The sequence below is a fragment of the Pseudomonas sp. PLMAX genome (genome assembly GCF_046042685.1).
GTDB classification, from domain to species: domain Bacteria; phylum Pseudomonadota; class Gammaproteobacteria; order Pseudomonadales; family Pseudomonadaceae; genus Aquipseudomonas; species Aquipseudomonas putida_AE.
The window spans coordinates 6,265,432-6,286,197 of record NZ_CP064949.1 but is presented as its reverse complement, the minus strand read 5'-3'; the positions used below and the strand labels follow the sequence as shown (position 1 = coordinate 6,286,197).

Genomic DNA, 20,766 nt, shown 5'->3' with positions numbered 1-20,766 from the left:
CACAATGGACTTATGTACACCGGTCCACTGTGGGAGCGGGCTTGCTCGCGAAGAGGCCCTGAAGAGCACTGCAAGAACCACAAAAAAGGCCGCGATCTATTGGACCGCGGCCTTTTCGCATCTAGCGGTTCAACTCAAACCGCATCCAGCTCCGGCTCATCCGCTTCAACACTCACCGGCGCCTTCACCGGTTCGTGACGACGGATGTACTTCCAGTCCTCCTCATCGATGTAGATGCCCGCCGGGCCGCTGCCGCCTTCCAGGTCGATGGCGACACTGGCGCAAACCTGCGGCTTCACACTCGCCAGGATCGGCACGAAGCCCAGTTGCAGGCTGGTTTCCAGCAAGGCCGCCTGGTTCTTCTCGTCGATGTCCGCGGCCTCGTCGAGGTAGTACGGCAAGCGCACACGCCCGGCCAGGTCGCGGTCCATCAAGTGCAGCAACAAATACATGTTGGTCAGCGCCTTGATGGTCATGGTGGTGCCGTTGGACGCGGCGCCGTCGATGTCGGTGTGGATCACCGGCGATCCGTTGACCTTGGTGATCTCGAACGCGAGCTCGAACAAGTCCTTGAGGCCGAGCTGGTTGTGATTCGCCGCCACCAGCCGCGCCAGGTATTCCTTGGCCTCTTCGTTCTTGTTGTCCTGCTCGGCGCTCTGGCTGAGGTCGAATACCGACAGGGTTTCACCCTCTTCGTACTGACCGGCGCTGTGGATAATCTGGTCGATGTGCTTGAGTGCTTCCTTGTTCGGCGCCAGCACGATGCGGAAGCTTTGCAGGTTGGACACCTGGCGCTTGTTGATCTCGCGGTTGAACAGCGCCAGCTGGTGCTCGAGGCTGTCGTAGTCGCTGCGGATGTTGCGCAGGGTCCGGGCGATATCTGTCACGGCTGCTCGACGGGCCTTGCCCAGGGTCAGGGCTTCGTCAGTGCGGTGTGCGTACGCGTTGATCAACAGTGACAGACGGCGCTCCATATCGTCTTCGCTGTCGAACTTGGCCACGCCCTTGAGGCGCACCTGGGCGTACAGCGCCTCGATCTGGCCATCGGCGCGCAGCAGGCCCTGCCAGCTGTCCTGATAGTCGTTGAGCAGTGGCAGCAGGTTGTCCATCGAGTCGTCGACCGGATCCATGAACGGCGTGCCGAACGGCAGGTCCGCCGGCAACAACTGACGGCGGCGCAGGGCGTCGTCGAGGGTGCGCTGCTTGGCTTCCATGTCGCCGATCTGGCGGCCGACCAGTTGCAGCTTGGCCGACAGTTGCTGGACACGCTCGGTGAAGGCATCGCTGGAACGCTTCAATTCGTCCTGGGCGGCTTCCATCTGCGCCAGCTGCTCGAGCTTGTCGCCTTCCTCGGCGCTCAGGGTTTGCGCGCGGCGGAAGTCTTCCAGGGCTTTCTGCGCATCCAGCACTTGCTGGTACAGCGCTTCGGTCTGGGTCTTGCTCGCGGCGCGGTCGGCGGCCACGGCCTGCTGGGTTTTCAGTTGCTTGAGTTCTTTTTCCAGGCGCTCTTTCTGGTCGCGCAACGCCGCGCGGTCGGCCAGGGCTTGCAGAGCCGGTGGCTCGATGTGCGAGATGTCGATGGACAGGCCCGGCACTTCGAAGCGCTCGCCCTTGAAACCATCGAGGATCAGTTCCACGGATTTCACCCAGTCGCCATTCTCGTCCAGGCTGATGCCGTGTTCACCCAGCGGCAGGCTGAACAGTGCGCTGTTGAACAGGCGCATCAGGCGCTCGACGTCCTGCTGCGAGAATTCCTCGCGCAGGCGGGCGTAGCTGTTGTTGTCGGCGTGGTCGAGTTGCTGCTTGACCGACTTCAGGCGTTTTTCCAGGTCGCGCAGGCGCTCTTCCAGGTCTTCGGCACTGAATTGACGCGATTGCGCCAGGGCACCTGCCAGCTCGTCGTGGGCGTCCTTGGCCGCGAGCAGTTGTTGCTCGAGCACCTTGACGTCATCGATCAGCGCGAAGCGATGCTTGAGCACCGACAGCTCGCCGAGCCAGCGCTGGATGCCGGTGATTTCCCGCTCCAGGCGCATCAGCTCCTGGGTGCCGCCCCGTTGATCGTTCTGCAGGGCGTCCTGCTCGTGGCGATAGTGCTCGGCCTGGAGGGTCAGCTCTTCCTTGCGGGCACTGGCGTAGTCCGACCAGGTGCCGAGCAGGGAGTCGAGCAGCGGCGAGATCCGGTGCAGCTTGCCGCGCAGGATGTCGCGCTGTTTCACGCCGTTGGCCAGGGCTTCGACCAATGGGCCGGCGGCCACCAGCGAGTGGTAGTCCTGTTCCATGCGTCGTACATCACGGAAGGCTTCTTCGCACGCGGCGATGTAGTCGACGCTACCGGAGCGCAAGCTGTGCTCGAAGGCATCGAGGAACAGTTGCTTGAGCTTGGCCGCGGTGATTTCGCGCATGTGCAGCAGGTTGATGAACAGGGCGCGGAAGGTCTTCAGGCTCTGTTCGCTGGTGGAGCGCAGCGGGATCAGGGTCAGGTCCAGCGGGATCGAGGTGTGGCCACCGACCAGCAGGCGTCGCAGTTCATCGGGCTTGAGTTCGTAGGCTTTCAGGCCTTCGCGCTCCAGGTTGCTGAACAGCTCTTTCTGGCGCAGGCAGGTGTCGTTTTTCTGGTAGTGCGCCAGGTCCAGCTGGCCGGCATAGGCGAAGAACTGGTGACCGAAGCCGCCACCCGGGCCACGTCCGACCACGCCGATCACGTGAGGACCGTGTGGCAGGTTCACTTCCACCAGGATGTAGCTGGTGTCGGAGGCGAAGTAGAAACGCCGGGATTGTTCCAGGCTGTACTTGCCGAAGCTCATGTCCGACATGCGCGCCAGGATCGGGAACTGCAGGGCGTTGATCGAAGCGGATTTACCGAGGTTGTTCGCGCCATACACCGACAGTGGCTCTTCCAGCGGGAACAGGCCAAGGCTGTAGCCGGCGGTGTTCAAAAGGGCAAAGCGGCGGATGCCGTAGCGTTCCTTGCTCATGCGTCGAGCTCCTGTTCTTCGGCAATGGCGCGGGCCAGGGCGTCTTCTTCGCTTTCATCGGAAAATTCGGCGAGGTCGAGCGGGTCGTCGGTCTGCAGCAGTTTTTCGTCACTGTCTTCGTCGATCAGCACGGGTACCGGCAGCGGCAATACGCTGTGCAGGCTGGCCGCCAGGTCACGGTCCTGCTGCACCGACAGGCACACATCGAGGAAGCGGTGCATCGGCGGCAGGAAGCGGTACACCCCGTTTTCTTCGCCGGCGAAGCCGAGTTGGGTCATGCGCCGCATGATCTTTTCTTCCAGCTCGTCCTGGGTCTGCACTTCAGCCTGGATGAACAGGTCGCGGTATTTTTCCAGCAGCGAGGGCAGTTCATCGCGACCGAGGCTGCCGCCGTCGAGTACGGCGATCGGGTCGCGGCCCTGGTCGGCCAGGTGCTCGACGAGGATGAAGGTGAACAGCGCCAGGCGCTGGGCGGTCTTGTTCACCGTCGCCGCAGCCCCGTCCGGCACGAAGTAGTAGAAACCACGGGTGTCGCAGACCAGTTCAAAGCCCAGGGCCTTGAACAGCGTGCGGTACTGGTCCTGGAAGTTCGACAGCTGCGCATACAGCTCAGGATCGCGGCGGCTGACGTGGTAACCCTTGAACAGCTCGCGAAAGATCGGTGCCAGCTGGGACAGTTCGGAAAGATCAAGATGCATTGGGGGTGCTCGCAGAATTCTCGATGGCGTCGTCGCCGACCGAGAGCAGGGCGAAGGAGCGCAGGCTGACCTGGTGCTCGTGTGTGTGGTACTCGCGACGTTCCAGGCGTTCGCGCTTGAAGCGTTTTTCCCGGGACAGGCGCGAGAACCAGTACAGCAATTCGTCGGTGGCGCCGTCCGGTTCCTGCTCCAGCAGCCAGGTCATCAGGTCCGGCATCGGCAGGGCGTCTTCGCAGCGTTCGAGCATTTCGCGAACCGTGCGTGGCGCACGCGGGGCTTCGCCTTTCTGGGTCTTGTGGGCCTTGGGGAAGCGCGCCGGTTTCGGTTCGAATCGGGCCAGGGCGTACACGTAGGCCTCGACCTGGCTGGCGCTGCCGAGGAAGGTGCTTTGCGGCCGGGTGAACAACGGCATGGCTGCCTGCGGCACGGCATCGATGCCTTTGCGACGAATGGCCGCCAGGGCCAGTGCCGCGCCGCGGGTGACCGCGTTGTGGCGCCGTGCCTCTTCCCGCAGCGGCAGCAACAGTTCGCGCGCGTGACGCAGGGTCAACTGGGCACTGGTCTGCATTTCGAGGATGCGCGCGTGGGTGCGCAGCAGCATGTCGTCGTCGACCAGATGACCGAGGCGTTGCTGCTCGGAGAGCATCTTCAGCAGCACGGTTTCGACCTTGCGCACGCCTTGTTCGAAGGCGCCGTCGGCGTTCACCAGATCGATCATCGGCTCGACGTATTCGTCCCAGGTCGCCAGCACCTCGGCGTAACGCTGGCGCAGCGGAATCTGTCGGTCGCTGGTTTTCGCTCTTTCGGCGACGGCCACCAGTGCCTGTTCGTCGTTATCGAGTTTTTTCAGTACATCGCGAACCCGCATGTCGAGCAGGCGTAGCTGGCGGGCCAGGTCGTTGCCGTCGCGGATGTCGAAGGCGTCCTGGATGTAGCCGGCCAGACGCTCGAGATGGCGCAGATAGGCTTCGATTTCCAGGCACAGGCCCAAACGGTGTTCACGGCGCAGGTAGGCGAGGAAGTCGTGGATTTGCGCGTTGAGCTCGAAACGGTTCGGGCTTTTCGCCACGGGAACCAGGATATCGAGGCGAATCCACACGTCCAGCAGGCTGGTGATGTCCTGCGGAGAACTGTCGAGTTGCTGGGCGGCCAGTTGCATGCGCAATTCGTTGAGGCTCAGGGTGCCTTGGTCGAAATGCTCACACAGTGGCTCCAGAAGTGCCCAGTGTTCAGCGAGGGCGCGCAAGACGCGCTTGGGTTCGATCATCGGAATGGCCGGCTGGTTGGCGATTAAAAGCCGCGATTGTACTGCATCGAAGGCGTATCGATTCACTCTCGGGACGGGCTGTCGCTTTTTCTATATGAGAAGTCTATCGATCAACAGCGGGCGATCTTGTGCGAAGGGCGGTAGAATCGGCGCACTTTTAGTTATCCACAAGTGGCCGACCTTTGCTTATCGAGTCCCGTCGTCGCGCTTATTTGAACGCCATGCAGGTGGTCAACTGGCTGCCGCGCACCGAATTGCCCTTTGCCGCCCCGTCGCGGCCCGAGCTGCTGGAACCGGTCGAGCCGCTGGTCGCTGCGCCCGTAGCACCTTTACCTGTGGTCGAAGCGCCCGCTGCGCCTGCGGTAAAACCGGCCGAACGAGTGAAGATCGAGGTGCCGCGGCCATCGTTGGCGAGCACGCGCACCGGCGCCAAACCTGAGGTCGAGGAAGCCCCGGTAGTCGCCAGGGTCGCGCCCGTGCCGCCACCGCGCTTCGCCCTGCAACTGCTGCGAGCCGGCCGCTGCCTGCTGCTGGTGGAGTTACCCACAGGCGAAGCGTTCCAGGCCCGCGATCCCGCTTATCTGCTGCTCAAGGACATGCTGCGCGCCGCCGGTCTACCGGACAGCCCGCAGATCGTCGGCGAGCCGGTACGCTGGCCGCTGCTGGTGCGCGGGACGATGGACCAGGGCCCGGAGGCGGCCCGTGATTTTGTCCAGGGTTTCCTCTCGGTGCGCATGGAAGAAGCTCCATGCGCCTGCCTCTGGCTGATCGGCCTGCCCGCGGTGCGGTTTGCCGGTGAGGCGGACGCCGATGCGTTCAACCGCGAACTGCAGATCGAAGGACTGGGCTCGGCCTGGGCGGTACCGGGCCTGGAATTGTTAATGGAAGAGCCACAGCGCAAGGCCGCCGTGTGGCAAGCCATGCGTCGGCTGATGGCGCGCTGGAATGAATCGAATGAGTGACGCTGTATCGTTCCGCCCGATGACCGAGGCGGACCTGGAAACTGTTCTGAAGATCGAATACGCGGCCTACAGCCATCCCTGGACCCGCGGGATTTTTCTCGATGGCCTGGGCAAGTACCAGATCTGGCTGATGTTCGAAGGCCAGCAGCAGGTGGGCCATGGGGTGGTGCAGATCATTCTGGACGAGGCGCATCTGCTCAACATCACCGTCAAGCCGGAAAACCAGGGCCGCGGCCTGGGTTTGACGTTGCTGGAGCACTTGATGGCGATCGCCTACAAGGCTGATGCCCGGGAATGCTTCCTGGAAGTGCGCGACAGCAATACCGCGGCGTTCAAGTTGTATGAGCGCTATGGCTTCAATGAGATTGGGCGGCGACGGGATTACTACCCGGCGGTCGGCGGGCGTGAAGATGCGGTGGTGATGGCCTGCACCCTCGTCGATTGATCACCGTAGATGCCCTTGTAGGAGCTGCCGCAGGCTGCGATCTTTTGATCTTGATTTTTTAGGAGCAAAAGATCGCAGCCTTCGGCAGCTCCTACAGGTTAATCCGCAGATCAGCGTTTTCTGTCCAGCGGATCACGCTGCGCCATCTCCGCCTCATCCAACCCATTGCCCCCACCAATTTCATCTTCATCGACAATGCTCAAGTCCCAATCGGCCTGGTCACCGTCACCCGTTTCCTGGGCATCCCGGGCGCCATCTTCATGAATCAGTGTTTCCGGGCTCATGTCGTCATCGGTGGGTTCATGGTCATCGGTCGATGCGCCCGTCATGCCGGCTTCACGCACGCGCTCCTCGGGCATCAGTGTTTCGCGTTCCCTTTGCGGCAATTCATCGCCGATTTTTGCGCTGGGTTCGTCCGCGTCAAAATCCAGCTCATGTACCGAGCCCATGCGGTCTTCGTTATCATCGATGGGTTCCGGTTGCACCGCATCGTACGGACGTCGTGAATCAGTCATGGCAATTCCTCATACTGTTAGCCTTACTAGGGTGGACCCACTGGGTTGCAGAGAATTCAACCGGCATGGAGTGCCATGGGCAGGTATCAGCGTGGCAACTGCATAACGCGCGTGACCCCGACGGGCGGTTGTCTGTCAAACCTGCGCACCATTACCGAGGCTTCATTGCATGAACGAATTACAAGATCTGATCGATAACAACGAGCGCTGGGCCGACGCGATCACCAAAGAAGATCCTGACTTCTTCGCCAAGCTGGCTCGTCAACAAACCCCGGAGTACCTGTGGATCGGCTGTTCCGATGCGCGGGTGCCGGCCAACGAGATCGTCGGCATGCTGCCGGGCGACCTGTTCGTGCACCGCAACGTGGCCAACGTGGTGTTGCACACGGACCTCAATTGCCTGTCGGTCATCCAGTACGCGGTGGACGTGCTCAAGGTCAAACACATCCTCGTGACCGGTCACTATGGTTGTGGCGGCGTGCGCGCCTCGATGCAGGATCGCCAGTTCGGCCTGATCGACGGCTGGCTGCGGTCGATTCGCGATCTCTACTACGAGAAGCGCGAAGAGCTCGCCAAACTGGCCACCGAAGAGGAGCAGGTCGACCGCCTCTGCGAACTCAACGTGATCCAGCAGGTGGCCAACGTCGCCCATACCAGCATTGTGCAAAACGCCTGGCACCGCGGGCAGAGCCTGTCGATCCACGGCTGCATCTATGGCATCAAGGACGGTCGCTGGAAAAGCCTGAACACCACCATCAGCGGTTTCGAGCAGTTGCCTCCGCAGTACCGACTGCGTCCGGTCGAGACCCAGTAAAGCCCTTCAGCACAGCGTGCGCCGACGCCGGTGTTGCAAAACACCTGGCCGTCGGCGACTGCCGTTCATCGGGTTACAGCGCCGGAGCCGGGATCGCCGGGGCTGGCGCTGGTGCCTTGAGCAGTTTGAGCTGGGCCTTGATCGAGGCGGTCGCACATTTGCCCGCGGCCTGTGCGGTCGTCAGCTTGCGGATCGAGGTGTAGAACAGCGCACAGGTCTTGTCGGCCTGGGCCACTTGCCAGGTCTGGGTGCAGCTTTTTAGCTCCACATCAGGATTGCTGTCCGGTTCACGGCCCATGGCGGCCTGCCAGCACGCGACACTCAAATCCTGGGCCATGACTTTCAGGCCCGCTGTATCGGCCTGGCCCTGGGCATCCTTGCCGGTGTAGCTGGCCGGATCGGCGGCGTACCAGATGTAGCTCGGATGGTTGGCGCCCAATACCGGTACCTTGACCCCGTCGACCGGGCTGATCGTCACCAGGCTCAATACGTTCATGGTTGGCCCGTATTGCTGCTTGACCCAGTTACGCACCGGTACACCGAAGGCCACCATGGGCAATGCCATGCCGCTGGCGTGCTGGGTGACCTGCTTGACCATAGTGGTCTGGTAGTCCTTGAAGTAGTCGTAGACGCCTGCCAGGTCCTTGCCGGCGTTGGACGGCGCAGCAATCGGGGCGATATCGATGATCGTCTGGTAGCCCGGCGTCTGCTCGGCCGGAATGCCATTGACGGTCAGCAGCGTGGCCCAGCGGTCCGAGGTGGCCGATTTCAGGTAATCCTGGGCCTGGGTCAGCGAATAGTCCGGCGGGAAATGCAACAGTTCGACGCTTCTGCGGTTCTCCAGCGCCATGCCCAGCGGCAGGAAAAAATACCAGCTGTAGCCCCACTTGCCGTCGGCGTTCAGTTTGCTGGCGCCGTTGTAGGCCAGGTCGCCGGCGTCCAGCAGTGCGGCCAAGGGCTTTTCATAGCCATTGGGGACACCGGTTATTTCGGCATGAAGCTGACCGTTATCGGTTTTCACCAGCACCTTCGCTTCGCCATAGCCATCGCGCTGCACGCTTTGAGTCAGGTAATGCTCGACGGTCTGCTCCAGCGTCCAGTTGCGAAAGCAGATCACGTTGCAGTTGTTGGGGTAGGCGAAGAGGCGGGAAACGCGTTCGGTACTGCCCAGTTTCAGGGCGACATCGGCGTGGGCAGCGGTACTCAGGGTGAGGGCCGCGAGGGTGAGTCCGGCGAGTTTAAGCATGCTCAGATCCTTTTCAGCGGGGTCGCGATACCAAGATCGCACGTCATACTGGATCAACACAATGATGCAGAAAAACAGGCCTCCCGCATTTTTTTTTAAAGCCTGCGATCCAGCCCGCGATCAGTGTTTGCGGGCTGGCGAGAGGTCAGGCAATCACAATAGCCGCAGCGCCAACTGGCTGCCGGCGCGCAAGTATTCAACCTGTGCGGTCACCGCATCCTTGACGATGGCCTCACCGGTATCGCTCAGCCTGGCTTTTTTGGCATCGATGACGGCGCTCTGCAGTAACTGCATGGCGACATCCATCGCTTTCTGAAAGGCCGTCACATTGTTCTCCCTGGTCCGACCCGCTGATACGGGAGAACCAGGAAAAACTGTGGCCGTGCCCTTACGGCATCACTGGTGGCGTATACGCCAGCGTCGTCCCCAGTGCCCACAGCAACAGCAGCACCAACGGCGTGTGCACCAGCAACTGAACGAACGAGAATCCGATCAAGTCCCGCGCCTTCAACCCCAGCACGCCCAGCAGTGGCAGCATGTAGAACGGGTTGATCAGGTTGGGCAGGGCCTCGGCGGCGTTGTAGATCTGCACGGCCCAGCCCAGGTGGTAGTTCAGGTCGTTGGCCACTTGCATCACATACGGCGCTTCGATGATCCACTTGCCGCCGCCGGACGGAATGAAGAACCCCAGGATCGCCGAGTAAACGCCCATCAGCAGGGCATAGGTGTCGTGGGAGGCAATGCTGACGAAGAAAGTCGAGATGTGGTGGGCCAGGGTCTGCGCATCGGCGCCCTTGACCGTGGTCATCAGCGCGGCGATCGAACCGTACAGCGGGAACTGGATCAGCACGCCGGTGGTGGTTGGCACTGCGCGGGACACCGCGTCGAGGAAGCTGCGCGGGCGCCAGTGCAGGAGGGCACCGAGCATGATGAACAGGAAGTTGTAGGTGTTCAGGCCGGAGATCGCACTGATCGCAGGTTTGGTGGAAAACTCATGGAATAGCCATCCAGCCGCCAGCAGCACCAGCAGAATGGTCAGCAGCGGGCTGTGTTCCAGCCATTCGCCGGGACGGGTGCGCGGTTGCAGCGGTGGCAGGTTGAAGCTCGGGTCGACGCCACAGGCCTCGGCGTCTCGCGCCGTGTTCGGGCCGGGGGCGGTGGCGTAGGCGATGATCAGCGAGATGACGATCAAGGCCAGCAACATGACCCCCGATTGCCAGAGAAAGATCGTTTGGGTGAAAGGAATCACCCCGGTGATCGACAGGATCGACGGCGGCAGGCTGGCCGGGTTGGCCTGCAACTGCGCAGCCGACGACGACAAGCCCAGAGCCCACACCGCGCCCAACCCCAGGTACGCCGCCGCACCCGCGGCGCGGTAGTCCATCTTCAGGTCCGTACGGCGCGCCAGTGCACGCACCAGCAGACCGCCGAACACCAGCGACAGACCCCAGTTGAGCAGCGACGCGACCATGGAGATCAGCGCCACCCAGGCCACGGCGGAGCGCCCGTTTTTCGGCAACTTCGCCAGGCGGTCGATCAGCTTTACCGCCGGTGGCGAACTGGCGACCACATAACCGCCAATCACCACGAACGCCATTTGCATGGTGAACGGGATCAGGCTCCAGAAGCCGTCACCAAAGGCCATGGCCGCGTCAGTCGGCTTGGCGCCCATGGCCATGGTGGCCACGGCGACGATGATCACCGCCAGGGCGGCAAACACCCAGGAGTCGGGGAACCAGCGTTCGGCAAAACTTGAACAGCGCAGGGCAAAGCGGGCGGAGCGGGTATCTTCGATATCAGCGGCCACGGGACTACCTCGAATTTTTATGTTTGTTGTGGTCTTCGGGGCCGCAGGGGCCCCACTGGACAGACGCCAACATTAATTCAAGCGCATGCTTTTTGCGGCGCTGTTTTTGCGCCTATGGGACTTTGGTCTAACGGGTTGTCCGCCGGCGCGTTTGCGTAGACCATGGGCGCCTTGGTTTTTGCCTGTGCCAGAGTTCTTTACATGACTACCAATACCGATCCACGTCCGCTGCCGTTCAGCCGCTCGGACTACAAGACCCTGGGGCTCGCGGCCCTCGGCGGCGCGCTGGAAATCTACGACTTCATCATCTTCGTATTTTTCGCCCTGACCTTGAGCCAGTTGTTTTTCCCGCCGGAAATGCCCGAGTGGCTGCGCCTGCTGCAAAGCTTCGGCATCTTCGTCACCGGGTACCTGGCGCGGCCCCTGGGCGGAATCCTGATGGCGCATTTCGCCGACAGCCTGGGGCGCAAGAAGGTGTTCAGCCTGAGCATCCTGATGATGGCGCTGCCGTGCCTGCTGATCGGGATCATGCCGACTTATGCGCAGATCGGCTATTTCGCGCCGCTGCTGCTGTTGGTCCTGCGCGTCCTTCAGGGCGCGGCGGTGGGGGGCGAAGTGCCGAGCGCCTGGGTATTCGTGGCCGAACACGCGCCGGCCGGCCATCGCGGCTACGCCCTGGGCTTCCTGCAGGCGGGGCTGACCTTCGGTTACTTGCTCGGCGCCCTGACGGCGACGTTCCTGGCGCAGGCCTTCACCCCGGCTGAAATCCTCGACTACGCGTGGCGTTACCCATTCCTGCTGGGCGGGGTGTTTGGCGTGATTGGCGTCTGGCTGCGGCGCTGGCTCAGCGAAACCCCGGTGTTCATGGCCATGCAGGCACGGCGTGAGGCGGCCGTCGAGTTGCCGCTGCGGGCGGTCCTGCGCGAACATCGCCTGGCCCTGCTGCCGGCGATGATCCTCACCTGCGTGCTTACATCGGCGGTGGTGGTGTTCGTGGTCATTACCCCGACCATGATGCAGAAAACCTTCGGTATGACCGCCAGCCACACCTTCGCCCTGAGCGCACTGGGCATCGTTTTCCTGAACATCGGCTGCGTGCTCGCCGGTTTGCTGGTCGATCGCATCGGCGCCTGGCGCACCGTGATGCTCTATAGCCTGCTGCTGCCCCTGGGCATCGGCGTGCTCTATAGCTGCCTGATCAGCGGCGGCAACTGGGTCGGCCTGGCTTACGCGGTGGCCGGCCTGAGTTGCGGGGTGGTGGGCGCGGTGCCGTCGGTGATGGTCAGCCTGTTCCCGGCGCGGATTCGCGTCTCGGGTATTTCCTTCACCTACAACATTGCCTACGCCGCCTGGGCGAGCATTACACCTTTGCTATTGATCGGCCTGATGCCGTGGAGCCCCTGGATCTGCGTGATCTTCTGCGCAGTGATGGGCGCGGTGGGCGTGCTCAGCGCGGCGTATTTCGGCACACGGATGCAGAGCATCGCCGGGTGTCCGGCCGCCGGTGCGGCGTGATAGGCAAGGGTGACTGGCGCGGCTTCCTTATATTTACAGGACAATTTTCAAGCGCTCTTCACTGTAGGAGCGAGCTTGCTCGCGATGGAGGCTAACGATTACGCCTGCTTCCTGAATGAACGCAGCGCTTTCAAAACCTTCGCGAGCAAGCTCGCTCCTACAGACCATCGGAGAGCCGCTGGACGCCAAGACCTTGCAGCCGTAACGTGACGGCTATCCGGGTTGCAAGCACATCCACCATGGGGCCAGGCAATGAGTAAACTGCGTGTGGGCGTTATTTCTGGCGGGCGGTCGGCTGAGCACGAGGTGTCGCTGCAGTCGGCGAAAAACATTGTCGATGCACTGGACCGTTCGCGCTTCGAGCCGGTGCTGATCGGCATCGACAAGCAAGGCCACTGGCACCTCAACGATCCCTCGAATTTCCTGCTGAACCAGGAAAACCCGGCCCTGATCGCGCTCAATCAATCCAATCGCGAATTGGCCGTGGTGCCGGGCAAGGCCCGTCAGCAACTGGTGGAAACGGCGGGGCCCGAATTGCTGGGCCATGTCGACGTGATCTTCCCGATCGTCCATGGCACCCTGGGCGAAGACGGTTGCCTGCAGGGCTTGCTGCGCATGGCCGATTTGCCATTTGTCGGTTCCGATGTGCTGGGGTCGGCGGTCTGCATGGACAAGGACATCAGCAAGCGCCTGTTGCGTGATGCTGGCCTGGCCGTCACGCCGTTCGTCACCCTGACCCGCGCCAGCGTCGCGCGCACGGGGTTCACCGAGGTCAGCGGCAAGCTCGGCCTGCCGCTGTTCGTCAAACCGGCCAACCAGGGTTCTTCCGTTGGGGTGAGCAAGGTGAGCGACGAAGCCGAATATGCGGCGGCGGTCGAGCTGGCATTGAGCTTCGATGAAAAAGTGCTGATCGAGTCGGCGGTCAAGGGGCGCGAGATCGAATGCGCGGTCCTTGGCAACGAGGAGGCCATCGCCAGCGGCTGTGGCGAGATCGTGGTGCACAGCGGGTTTTACTCCTACGACAGCAAATACATCGACGAAAAGGCCGCGCAGGTGGTAGTTCCGGCCCAGATCAGCGTCGAAGCCAGCGAGCGCATCCGCGCCATGGCCGTCGAGGCGTTCCAGGTGCTGGGCTGCTCCGGCCTGGCGCGGGTCGATGTCTTCCTGACCGAGAGCGGCGAAGTGCTGATCAACGAAATCAATTCGCTGCCGGGGTTCACCCGCATCAGCATGTACCCGAAACTGTGGCAGGCAGCCGGCATGACCTACAGTGAACTGGTCACACGCTTGATCGACCTGGCACTGGCGAAACACCAGGCCCGGCAGGCGTTGAAAATCAGTCGTTGAGGGGACGCGGGCCTGCCAACGCCCAGGCAGACCCGTTCACGCCGTTAGCGACTCAATCCCCCAATGCTTCCCCCTCACGCCGAGGATCGGCCCCGCCGGCCAGCGAAGCCTTACCCTGCGCATCCTTGACCCGGACAATTGCCTGGGTGCCGCTGGTCATGTCTATTTCATTGACGGCGTGGCCCTTGTCCTTGAGTACCTGGATCAACTTCGCGCTGAACTGCCCGTTCTCCAGTTCGGTCGGGCCATTTCGGCTGCCGAAGTTGGGCAGGTTGATCGCCGCTTGCGGATCGAGCTGCCAGTCGAGCAGGCCGATGGTGGTCTTGGCCACGTACTCGATGATCTGCGAACCACCGGGCGATCCAAGACTGGCGAGGAACTCACCGCTGTGGCGGTCGAAGATCAGCGTCGGGGCCATGGAGGAGCGCGGACGCTTGCCGGGCTCGACGCGGTTGGCGACTTTCTGTCCGTTCTCCTCGGGAATGAACGAGAAGTCGGTCATCTCGTTGTTGAGCAGGAAACCCTGGACCATCAGGTGCGAGCCGAAGGCGGATTCGATGGTGGTGGTCATGGACACCGCGCCGCCTGCGTCATCGACCGCCACCACTTGCGAGGTGGAGATGCGCAAGGGCGAGCGGTCTGGCGCGAAAGCGACCTGGATGCCCGGCGGCGTGCCCGGTTTGGCCATGCCCATGCTGTGCTCGCCGATCAGTGCAGCCCGGCTGGCCAGGTAAGCCGGGTCGATCAGGCCCTTGACGGGCACCGGCACGAAGTCCGAGTCGGCCACGTACTGCGCGCGATCGGCATAGGCCAGGCGCTCGGCTTCGCTGATCAGGTGCACGGCCTCGGCGGGCGGTTCAAAGCCGGCGGTGGTGTTGGTTTTCACCGGTTGCATGGGCGCCAGGGCCCAGCGCTTGTCGCGCGTTTCCAGGGCCTGCAGGGTGCCGAGGATCTGCGCCATGGCAATCCCGCCCGACGACGGCGGCGGCATGCCACAGACCTGCCAGCGTTTGTAGTCGGTACAAAGGGGCGCGCGCTCCTTGGCGCTGTAGTTGGCCAGGTCGCTCAGCGACAGGCTGCCAGGGTTGGCGTGCCCCTGGACCTTGGCCACGATCTCTTGCGCAACGGGCCCTTTGTAGAAGGCATCCGGCCCTTCCTTGGCGATGCGTTGCAACACGGCGGCCAAGGGTGGATTTTTCAACAGCGTGCCGGCGGCTTTCGGGCTGCCATCGGCATTGAGGAAATACGCTGACATCTCCGCAGAGCGCCTCAGGGATGAATCCGCGGCGATCAGCCGGTGCAGGCGGGGCGATATGACAAAGCCTTGCTCCGCGAGCGTGATGGCGGGTTCGAACAGCTGCGCCCATGGCAGGCGACCGTGTTTTTGATGGGCCAGCTCCAAGGCTCGCAACACCCCCGGGGTGCCCACCGAGCGCCCTCCGATCACCGCCTGGGTGAACGTCATCGGTTGGCCATCGGCCTGCAGGAACAGTTTTTCGCTGGCGCCGGCCGGTGCGGTTTCGCGCCCGTCGTAAGTGCGCACGGATTGGCCGTCCCAGAGCACGATCAACGCGCCGCCGCCTATCCCTGAGGACTGCGGCTCGACCAGTGTCAGTACCGCTTGCATCGCAATGGCGGCATCGATGGCCGAGCCGCCCCGACGCAGCATCTCCCGCCCGGCTTCGGCCGCCAAGGGGTTGGCCGCGGCCGCCATGTGCCGGGAGGCATGTCGAGTCTGCAGGTCGGTGCGATAACCGGACGCGCTTTCCGGTGCAGCCGGCAGCGTCGGGGCCGACGTGTTGTGGCAGGCGCCAAGGGTCAATGCGGTAATGATCAGCGTGAGGGCTGACAGGCGAACGCGACTCGTGTGGGAGGCTGAGAACATGGGGCACTCCGTCCGTTGGATAAATGTATCGGCGACTGTATCGGCGACCTCGCAGTGACGCAAACCAGAAGGCGCGCTTGCCCTTCATCAATCGACGGATTTTAGGTAGGGTCGTTGCCAGCGATGAGGCCAGAAGACCCACAAGAGGCAGACATGCAGAGCGAGTTTCCCATCCAGCCAAGCTACCGATCCCAACGCGAACAATTCCTGGCGGCGGCCACCGCGGCCGGCGCGACGCTGACTGAGTATCCCCATCCCCTCAAGGGGCCTTCAGGCGAGGCGCTGGGCACCGATGTGGCGGTACTCGGCGATCCTGGCGCCAAGCGCCTGCTGATCGCGCTGAGCGGCACGCACGGGGTCGAGGGCTTCTATGGCTCGGGGTGCCAGATCAAGTGGCTGCAGGAGCTCGGCAAGCGCACATTGCCGGCCGATGTCGCGGTGGTGATGGTTCATGCGATCAATCCCTGGGGCATGGCGTGGCTGCGCAGGGTCAACGAAGACAACATCGACCTGAACCGCAATCACCTGGATTTCGCGGCTGCGTTACCGGATAACCAGGCCTATGACGCCCTGCATGAGATTTACGCCTGCAGCCAGCTGCGCGGGCCCGAGCGTGACCGCGCCGATGCCTTGCTCGACGAGCAGATCCGCCTGCATGGCTGGCCTGCGGTCATGTCGATAGTCGAGGGTGGCCAGCATGCGCATGCGGATGGCCTGTTCTATGGCGGGGTAGCCCCCAGCTGGTCGAACCGCACCTTGCAGCAGATCCTGCAAAAGCACGTGGCCCATGCGGACGTCGCCCTGTGTTTCGACTTGCACACCGGTGCCGGGGAGTATGGTCATCCGATGTTGCTGACGATCACCCAGGCGCCGTATCCGGCATTGGCCGATGCGCAGGCGATTTATGGTCCATGGCTCTACACCCTGCACACCGGTGCCGACACCCTCAGCGAAACCGGTGTGGCGGCGACGGCCACCGGCTACACCTCGCAAGCCTTGATCGATGCACTACCGCAGGTGCGGTTGATGCCCTTCGTCATCGAGTGCGGGACTTATCCGGGGCCGGAGGTTCATCGGCATCTGCGCGATGACCATTGGCTGCACCTGCACGGTGATGTCCACGGTGGAGTAGGGCGAGAGATCAAGTTGAACCTGCTTGAACAGTTCTATCCCGCCGACAGCGATTGGCAGGCCATGGTCTGGTTGCGGACCTGGCAGATCTGGGAGCGGGGATTGACCGCCTTGCCGACGCTTCGGGCCTGAGGCCTGTAGGAGCGAGCTTGCTCGCGATGGTCGTCAACGATGACGCGTGCTGACTGATTAAGCGCGGTGCCCTTGAGACCATCGCGAGCAAGCTCGCTCCTACAAGGGTGCAGCCATTTTCGCGAGGCAAAAAAAAACGGCCTACCTTTCGGTAAGCCGTTTTTAGCACTTGGTGGCTACACAGGGACTTGAACCCCGGACCCCAGCATTATGAATGCTATGCTCTAACCAACTGAGCTATGTAGCCAAGATGGCGCGCATTATTCACCGGTAATGGAGATGCGTCAAGCGTAAATTTAAAATATTTCTCTACACTTTCAACCGCTTATCTTCCCGAGCCGAAAAACCGGAGCGGAGGAGGGCATCGATCAAGCCGAAATCTGCGAAATTGCGAGGTCGTTAGCAGGCTAAGGGGATGGCGCTGCCGCAGCGAAAAATGGCACATTGATGCACCTGCCCGTGTGCATCCCTCTGTTTTTCGGAAATTTCATGGCTATCAGCAACGTTCAGTCCGCCACTGCGGCGGCGCCCGCGTCTTCACAAAGCAGTCCGTTGGTCATGCGCATCATTGGCGCAGTGGCGCTGGCGCACCTGATCAACGACCTGATTCAATCGGTGCTGCCGTCGATCTACCCGATGCTCAAGGCCAACTATGGCCTGACGTTCACCCAGGTAGGCCTGATCACCCTGACGTTTCAACTGACCGCATCACTGCTGCAACCCTGGGTTGGCTACCACACCGACCGCCATCCCAAGCCCTGGCTGTTGCCGGCCGGTACGGTCTGCACCTTGATCGGCATCGTGATGATGTCGGTGGTCGGCAGCTTCCCGCTGATCCTGCTGGCGGCGGGCTTGATCGGCATTGGCTCCTCGACCTTCCACCCGGAAGCTTCTCGCGTGGCACGACTGGCCTCGGGAGGGCGATTCGGCCTGGCGCAATCGACCTTCCAGGTCGGCGGCAACGCGGGCTCGGCGTTCGGTCCGTTGCTGGCGGCGGCGATCATCATTCCTTACGGGCAAGGGCATGTGGCCTGGTTCGGCCTGTTCGCGGTGTTTGCGCTGTTCGTGCTTTACCGGATCAGCCGCTGGTACGCCAACCACTTGAACCTGTTCAAGCTCAAGCAGGGCCAGGCAGCGACCCACGGCCTGTCCAAGGGCCGGGTGACCAGCGCGCTGGTGGTGCTCGGGCTGCTGGTGTTCTCCAAGTACTTCTACATGTCCAGCCTCACCAGTTACTTCACGTTCTACCTGATCGAGAAGTTCGACCTGTCGGTGGCCAGTTCGCAACTGCACCTGTTCCTGTTTCTCGGCGCGGTGGCCGCGGGGACCTTCTTTGGCGGGCCCATCGGCGACAAGATCGGGCGCAAGGCGGTGATCTGGTTCTCGATCCTTGGCGTTGCCCCCTTTACCTTGCTGCTGCCCCATGTGGACCTGTTCTGGACCACCGTCCTCAGCGTGGTCATCGGCTTCATCCTCGCCTCGGCCTTCTCGGCCATCGTGGTGTATGCCCAGGAACTGGTGCCGGGCAATGTCGGGATGATTGCCGGGGTGTTCTTCGGCCTGATGTTCGGTTTCGGCGGGATTGGCGCGGCGCTGCTGGGGCACCTGGCGGACATCCACGGCATCGAATACGTGTACTACCTGTGTTCGTTCCTGCCGTTATTGGGCGTATTAGCGATTTTCCTGCCGCGTACCAAAAAGGCCTGATCACCCACCACATGGCCGGAAGCTCGAGCTTGCACGAGACTTCCGGCTGAAAAGCCGGATAATGGCGACCATTCGTTTGCTCGTTATTCTGGTACCCCGCATGGAAATCAAGGTCAATTTTCTCGACAACCTTCGACTTGAAGCCAAGTTCGATGACTTCACCGTGGTGGCCGATCAACCTATCCGCTACAAGGGCGATGGTTCGGCACCCGGTCCGTTCGACTACTTCCTGGCTTCGTCGGCGTTGTGTGCGGCGTACTTCGTGAAGTTGTACTGCGACACCCGCAACATTCCCACCGATAACATCCGCCTGTCGCAGAACAACATTGTCGACCCGGAAAATCGCTACAACCAGATCTTCAAGATCCAGGTCGAGTTGCCGGCTGATATCTCCGACAAGGACCGCCAGGGCATCCTGCGTTCCATCGACCGTTGCACCGTGAAAAAAGTGGTGCAGGCCGGGCCTGAATTTGTCATTGAAGAGGTGGAAAACCTCGATGCCGACGCCCAGGCATTGCTGATGCCGGCTTCCACTTCAGGTTCGGATGCGGGCACCTACATTGTCGGCAAGGACCTGCCGCTGGAGCAGACCATTGCCAACATGTCGGGCATTCTCGCCGGCTTGGGCATGAAGATCGAAATCGCCTCGTGGCGCAATATCGTGCCCAATGTGTGGTCGCTGCATATCCGCGATGCGCACTCGCCGATGTGTTTCACCAACGGCAAGGGCGCCACCAAGGAAGGCGCGCTGGCGTCGGCTCTGGGCGAGTTCATCGAGCGGCTGAACTGCAACTTTTTCTATAACGATCAGTTCTGGGGAGAAGACATCGCCAACGCGGCGTTTGTGCATTACCCGAATGAACGCTGGTTCCAGCCTGGCCCTAAAGACGAACTGCCGGCGGAGATTCTCGACGAGTACTGCCTGCGGATCTTCAACCGCGATGGCGAGTTGCGTGGCTCGCATCTGTTCGACACCAACTCGGGCAACGAAGAGCGTGGCATCTGTTCGCTGCCGTACGTGCGCCAGTCGGACGGCGAGGTGGTGTATTTCCCTTCCAACCTGATCGAAAACCTGTACCTGAGCAACGGCATGAGCGCCGGCAATACGCTGGCCGAAGCGCAGGTACAGTGCCTGTCGGAAATCTTCGAGCGCGCGGTGAAGCGCGAAATCATCGAGGGCGAATTCGCCCTGCCGGATGTGCCCGCCGAAGTGCTGGCGAAGTACCCTGGGATTCTCGCGGGTATCCAGGCGCTGGAAGAGCAGGGGTTCCCTGTGTTGGTCAAGGATGCGTCTCTGGGCGGCGAGTTCCCGGTGATGTGCGTCACCTTGATGAACCCGCGCACCGGCGGTGTGTTCGCCTCGTTCGGCGCGCACCCGAGCCTGGAAGTGGCGCTGGAGCGCAGCCTGACGGAATTGTTGCAGGGCCGCAGCTTCGAAGGCCTCAATGACCTGCCACTGCCGACCTTTGAAGGCCATGCGGTGACCGAGCCGAACAACTTCGTCGAGCACTTCATCGATTCCAGCGGCGTGGTGTCGTGGCGCTTCTTCAGTGCCCAGTCGGACTACGAATTCGTCGAGTGGGACTTCTCCGGCCAGGGTGAAGACTCCAATGCCGAGGAAGCCGCGACCTTGTTCGGCATTCTCGAAGGCATGGGCAAGGAAGTGTACATGGCGGTGTATGAGCACATCGGTGCAACGGCCTGCCGCATCCTGGTGCCGGACTACTCGGAAATTTATCCGGTGGACGACCTGATCTGGGACAACACCAACAAGGCGCTGTTCTTCCGCGAGGACATCCTCAATCTGCACAGCCTCGACAAGGCCGGCCTGAAGTCGCTGGTCAAGCGTCTGGAAGACAGCGAGCTGGACGACTACACCGACATCACCACCTTGATCGGCATCGAGTTCGACGACAACACCGCCTGGGGTCAGTTGACGATCCTGGAGTTGAAGTTGCTGATCTATCTCGCCTTGCAGAAGTTTGAAGAGGCGAAAGAGGCGGTGGAAATGTTCCTGCAGTACAACGACAACACCGTCGAGCGCGGCTTGTTCTATCAGGCCGTGAATGTGGTGCTGGAAATGGAACTGGACGAGGACCTGGAGCTGGTCGATTACGAGGCCAACTTCCGCCGTATGTTCGGCAACGAGCGCATGGACGCCGCGATCGGCTCCGTGAACGGCAGCGTGCGCTTCTTCGGCTTGACGCCGACCAGCATGAAGCTGGAGGGTCTCGACCGACACCTGCGCCTGATCGACAGCTACAAGAAACTGCACTCGGCCCGCGCGAAAGTGGCGAACTGATCCACTTTCATAGCGCTC

At 62.0% G+C, this 20,766-nt stretch carries 15 protein-coding genes, 1 tRNA gene and 1 pseudogene; 8 read left to right on the top strand and 9 right to left on the bottom strand.

The window, feature by feature from the left end; translation table 11 throughout:
• Nucleotides 1–134: 134 nt before the first annotated feature.
• From mksF to mksB, 3 genes are read right to left on the bottom strand one after another with little or no spacing between them, the layout of a single operon-like run.
• A complete protein-coding gene (gene mksF, locus DKB71_RS28580; RefSeq protein ID WP_408598864.1) occupies nucleotides 135–2,975 on the bottom strand; it encodes an Mks condensin complex protein MksF in 2,841 nt (946 codons plus the stop codon).
• Entirely contained in the window at nucleotides 2,972–3,673 is a 702-nt protein-coding gene (gene mksE / locus DKB71_RS28575) for an Mks condensin complex protein MksE (protein ID WP_274074145.1), read from the bottom strand. The genes mksF and mksE overlap by 4 nt, the downstream gene beginning before the upstream one ends.
• Entirely contained in the window at nucleotides 3,663–4,940 is a 1,278-nt protein-coding gene (gene mksB / locus DKB71_RS28570; protein ID WP_274074146.1) for an Mks condensin complex protein MksB, read from the bottom strand. Before mksB ends, mksE begins: the two co-directional genes overlap by 11 nt.
• Nucleotides 4,941–5,161: 221 nt before the next feature.
• On the opposite strand from mksB, the gene DKB71_RS28565 reads away from it, so the two are divergent.
• Nucleotides 5,162–5,902: an energy transducer TonB gene (locus DKB71_RS28565; protein WP_323627091.1), complete on the top strand. Its 741-nt coding sequence runs from the start codon at nucleotides 5,162–5,164 to the stop codon at nucleotides 5,900–5,902.
• On the top strand, nucleotides 5,895–6,347 hold the full coding sequence (gene rimI, locus DKB71_RS28560) for a ribosomal protein S18-alanine N-acetyltransferase (protein WP_274074147.1): 453 nt from the start codon (nucleotides 5,895–5,897) through the stop codon (nucleotides 6,345–6,347). The genes DKB71_RS28565 and rimI overlap by 8 nt, the downstream gene beginning before the upstream one ends.
• Nucleotides 6,348–6,457: 110 nt before the next feature.
• Here rimI and DKB71_RS28555 read toward each other — a convergent pair whose 3' ends face one another.
• Entirely contained in the window at nucleotides 6,458–6,862 is a 405-nt protein-coding gene (locus DKB71_RS28555; RefSeq protein ID WP_408598861.1) for a serine kinase/phosphatase, read from the bottom strand.
• Nucleotides 6,863–7,031: 169 nt separating this feature from the next.
• On the opposite strand from DKB71_RS28555, the gene can reads away from it, so the two are divergent.
• Nucleotides 7,032–7,676, top strand: coding sequence for a carbonate dehydratase (can, locus tag DKB71_RS28550; RefSeq protein ID WP_274074149.1), 645 nt, complete (start codon nucleotides 7,032–7,034; stop codon nucleotides 7,674–7,676).
• A 73-nt stretch (nucleotides 7,677–7,749) separates the two neighbouring features.
• Here the strand turns inward: can and DKB71_RS28545 are convergent, their stop codons facing one another.
• The 3 genes and pseudogenes from DKB71_RS28545 to DKB71_RS28535 all read right to left on the bottom strand — a co-directional run bounded on the left by DKB71_RS28545 (nucleotide 7,750) and on the right by DKB71_RS28535 (nucleotide 10,729).
• Nucleotides 7,750–8,922 carry a hypothetical protein gene (locus tag DKB71_RS28545; RefSeq protein ID WP_408598858.1) on the bottom strand — a complete coding sequence of 391 codons (1,173 nt, stop codon included), beginning with the start codon at nucleotides 8,920–8,922 and terminating at the stop codon, nucleotides 7,750–7,752.
• 153 nt (nucleotides 8,923–9,075) lie between these two features.
• Nucleotides 9,076–9,255, bottom strand: a pseudogene (locus tag DKB71_RS28540) (hypothetical protein); the annotation flags it as partial.
• Between the two features lie 55 nt (nucleotides 9,256–9,310).
• Nucleotides 9,311–10,729: a short-chain fatty acid transporter gene (locus DKB71_RS28535; RefSeq protein WP_056853286.1), complete on the bottom strand. Its 1,419-nt coding sequence runs from the start codon at nucleotides 10,727–10,729 to the stop codon at nucleotides 9,311–9,313.
• A 201-nt stretch (nucleotides 10,730–10,930) separates the two neighbouring features.
• On the opposite strand from DKB71_RS28535, the gene DKB71_RS28530 reads away from it, so the two are divergent.
• Complete coding sequence (locus DKB71_RS28530) at nucleotides 10,931–12,244, top strand: MFS transporter (RefSeq protein ID WP_408598856.1); 1,314 nt, start codon at nucleotides 10,931–10,933, stop codon at nucleotides 12,242–12,244.
• A 252-nt stretch (nucleotides 12,245–12,496) separates the two neighbouring features.
• The gene (gene ddlA / locus DKB71_RS28525; RefSeq protein ID WP_408598854.1) at nucleotides 12,497–13,591 is read left to right on the top strand and encodes a D-alanine--D-alanine ligase; all 1,095 of its coding nucleotides are present in this window, start codon (nucleotides 12,497–12,499) and stop codon (nucleotides 13,589–13,591) included.
• Between the two features lie 52 nt (nucleotides 13,592–13,643).
• Here ddlA and ggt read toward each other — a convergent pair whose 3' ends face one another.
• The gene (ggt, locus tag DKB71_RS28520) at nucleotides 13,644–15,476 is read right to left on the bottom strand and encodes a gamma-glutamyltransferase (protein WP_408598852.1); all 1,833 of its coding nucleotides are present in this window, start codon (nucleotides 15,474–15,476) and stop codon (nucleotides 13,644–13,646) included.
• 153 nt (nucleotides 15,477–15,629) lie between these two features.
• Between ggt and DKB71_RS28515 the strand changes: the two genes are divergently transcribed.
• Nucleotides 15,630–16,739, top strand: coding sequence for a DUF2817 domain-containing protein (locus tag DKB71_RS28515; protein ID WP_408598850.1), 1,110 nt, complete (start codon nucleotides 15,630–15,632; stop codon nucleotides 16,737–16,739).
• A gap of 170 nt (nucleotides 16,740–16,909) precedes the next feature.
• Here DKB71_RS28515 and DKB71_RS28510 read toward each other — a convergent pair.
• A tRNA-Met gene (locus DKB71_RS28510) sits at nucleotides 16,910–16,986 on the bottom strand.
• A gap of 242 nt (nucleotides 16,987–17,228) precedes the next feature.
• On the opposite strand from DKB71_RS28510, the gene DKB71_RS28505 reads away from it, so the two are divergent.
• Both DKB71_RS28505 and DKB71_RS28500 read left to right on the top strand, forming a co-directional pair.
• Nucleotides 17,229–18,446, top strand: a complete 1,218-nt coding sequence (locus DKB71_RS28505; protein WP_274074155.1) for an MFS transporter — start codon at nucleotides 17,229–17,231, stop codon at nucleotides 18,444–18,446.
• Between the two features lie 100 nt (nucleotides 18,447–18,546).
• Nucleotides 18,547–20,748, top strand: a complete 2,202-nt coding sequence (locus DKB71_RS28500; protein ID WP_408601169.1) for an OsmC domain/YcaO domain-containing protein — start codon at nucleotides 18,547–18,549, stop codon at nucleotides 20,746–20,748.
• Nucleotides 20,749–20,766: the final 18 nt, after the last annotated feature.

Excerpts from the sequence above, each read along its gene's own strand:
- DKB71_RS28515 (WP_408598850.1), top strand. The coding sequence starts at position 15,630 with ATGCAGAGCGAGTTTCCCATCCAGCCAAGCTACCGATCCCAACGCGAA.
- mksE (WP_274074145.1), bottom strand. The coding sequence starts at position 3,673 with ATGCATCTTGATCTTTCCGAACTGTCCCAGCTGGCACCGATCTTTCGC.
- DKB71_RS28530 (WP_408598856.1), top strand. The coding sequence starts at position 10,931 with ATGACTACCAATACCGATCCACGTCCGCTGCCGTTCAGCCGCTCGGAC.
- rimI (WP_274074147.1), top strand. The coding sequence starts at position 5,895 with ATGAGTGACGCTGTATCGTTCCGCCCGATGACCGAGGCGGACCTGGAA.
- DKB71_RS28505 (WP_274074155.1), top strand. The coding sequence starts at position 17,229 with ATGGCTATCAGCAACGTTCAGTCCGCCACTGCGGCGGCGCCCGCGTCT.
- mksF (WP_408598864.1), bottom strand. The coding sequence starts at position 2,975 with ATGAGCAAGGAACGCTACGGCATCCGCCGCTTTGCCCTTTTGAACACC.
- mksB (WP_274074146.1), bottom strand. The coding sequence starts at position 4,940 with ATGATCGAACCCAAGCGCGTCTTGCGCGCCCTCGCTGAACACTGGGCA.
- DKB71_RS28500 (WP_408601169.1), top strand. The coding sequence starts at position 18,547 with ATGGAAATCAAGGTCAATTTTCTCGACAACCTTCGACTTGAAGCCAAG.
- ggt (WP_408598852.1), bottom strand. The coding sequence starts at position 15,476 with ATGTTCTCAGCCTCCCACACGAGTCGCGTTCGCCTGTCAGCCCTCACG.
- DKB71_RS28565 (WP_323627091.1), top strand. The coding sequence starts at position 5,162 with ATGCAGGTGGTCAACTGGCTGCCGCGCACCGAATTGCCCTTTGCCGCC.
- ddlA (WP_408598854.1), top strand. The coding sequence starts at position 12,497 with ATGAGTAAACTGCGTGTGGGCGTTATTTCTGGCGGGCGGTCGGCTGAG.
- DKB71_RS28545 (WP_408598858.1), bottom strand. The coding sequence starts at position 8,922 with ATGCTTAAACTCGCCGGACTCACCCTCGCGGCCCTCACCCTGAGTACC.
- DKB71_RS28555 (WP_408598861.1), bottom strand. The coding sequence starts at position 6,862 with ATGACTGATTCACGACGTCCGTACGATGCGGTGCAACCGGAACCCATC.
- can (WP_274074149.1), top strand. The coding sequence starts at position 7,032 with ATGAACGAATTACAAGATCTGATCGATAACAACGAGCGCTGGGCCGAC.